The following is a 1,817-nucleotide window of genomic DNA, read 5'->3' as shown; positions in this document are numbered from 1 at the left end:
CCGCCTTCTGCGGTCACGTCGACCTTGGTACCGGCATCCGCACGGCACTGGCGCAGATCGTCGCCGAAGAGTTGGACGTCGCGTTCGAGCAGGTCGAGATGATCCTCGGCGACACCCGTCGCACACCGGACCAGGGGCCGACCATCGCCAGCGCCAGCATCCAGGTCAGCGCCGTGCCGCTGCGCCAGGCCGCCGCCGAAGCCCGGCGCTTCCTCCTGCGCCAGGCCGGAAGCCATTTCCCGGTGCATCCGGACAGCCTGCGCAGCGAAAACGGCCAGGTCTTCGCCGCCGCCAATCCGCAGCGACGGATCGGCTACGGCGAGTTGCTGCGAGGCCAGCGCTTCAACCTGAACATCGACGGCAAGGCGCCGCTCAAGCCGCGCAGCGAGTACCGCCTGGTCGGCAAGCCGGTGCGTCGGGTGGACATCCCGGCGAAGCTGACCGGTCAACTGACCTATGTCCATGACATGCGCCTGCCCGGCATGCTGCATGGGCGAGTGGTACGCCCGCCCTATACCGGCGCGGATGTCAGCGCCCCGCTCGGCAGCGGCCTGCTGGCGGTGGACGAAAGCTCGGTCGCCGGGCTGCCGGGGCTGGTCAAGGTGGTCGTGATCGGCGACTTCGTCGGCGTGGTCTGCGAACGCGAGGAGCAGGCGATCCGCGCCGCGCGCCAGCTCAAGGTGCGCTGGAAGGACTGGCAGGGCCTGCCGCCGCTGGAACCCGACCGGCTCGAGGACACGCTTCGCCGGCATCCGAAGAAGCCACGCACGCTGCACGACTCGCCCGGTCTCGAGCAGCACCTCGCGGGCATCGCCCGGCCGCTGTCGGCCACCTATGTCTGGCCCTACCAGTTGCACGCCTCCATCGGCCCTTCCTGCGCCCTCGCCGAGGTCGATGCGCAGCGCGCTCGCGTCTGGTCCGGCACGCAGAACCCGCACGACCTGCGCAACGACCTGGCCAGGCTGCTGCAGCGCGAGACCGGGGACATCGAGGTGATCCGCATGGAAGCCGCCGGCTGCTACGGACGCAACGGCGCCGACGACGTCAGCGCCGACGCCGTGCTTCTGGCGCAGGCGGTGGGCCGGCCGGTGCGGGTACAACTGATGCGCGAACAGGAACATGGCTGGGAACCGAAAGGCACCGCGCAACTGATCGAGGTCCGCGGCGGTCTCGACGAGCAAGGCCGGGTGGCGGCCTACGACTTCGCCACCTGCTACCCCTCCAACGGTGCGCCGACCCTGGCCCTGCTCCTCACCAGGCGGATCCCGGCCACCCCGCAGGTGGCCGACATGGGCGACCGCACCGCGATCCCGCAATACCGCTACCCGCGGATGCGGGTGGTGGCCAACGACGCCGCCCCCATCGTCCGCGCGTCCTGGATGCGCGGCGTCTCGGCGCTGCCGAACGTGTTCGCCCATGAGTCCTACGCCGACGAACTGGCGCACCTGGCCGGCATCGACCCCATCGCCTTCCGCCGCCGCTACCTGGACGACCAGCGCGCCCTGGCGCTGATCGACGCCCTGGTCGCCCGCGCCGGCTGGCAGCCACGCACCTCCCCCAACCCAGAGGCGCGCCGGGACGGCGTGCTGAAGGGACGCGGCTTCGCCTATGCGCGCTACTTCCACAGCAAGTTTCCCGGTTTCGGCGCCGCCTGGGCCGCCTGGATCGTCGACGTCGAGGTGAACCCGGAGAACGGCGCGGTGCGCGTCGCCAAGGTCTGGGTCGCCCATGACTGCGGGCAGATGGTCAATCCCGATGGGGTCAGGCACCAGGTCCACGGCAACGTCATCCAGTCCACCAGCCGGGTACTCAAGGAG

1 protein-coding gene is annotated in these 1,817 nt (G+C 70.6%); it reads left to right on the top strand.

The features are described from left to right. On the top strand, positions 1–1,817 hold a 1,817-nt coding region (locus FFS27_RS32380), incomplete at both ends, for a xanthine dehydrogenase family protein molybdopterin-binding subunit (RefSeq protein WP_137952533.1).

Origin of the sequence: Pseudomonas sp. 2VD (assembly GCF_005503585.1) — a bacterium.
Lineage (GTDB): Bacteria > Pseudomonadota > Gammaproteobacteria > Pseudomonadales > Pseudomonadaceae > Pseudomonas > Pseudomonas aeruginosa.
Note: the sequence above shows the minus strand (reverse complement) of the source record. Positions and strands in the feature narration are given on the sequence as shown.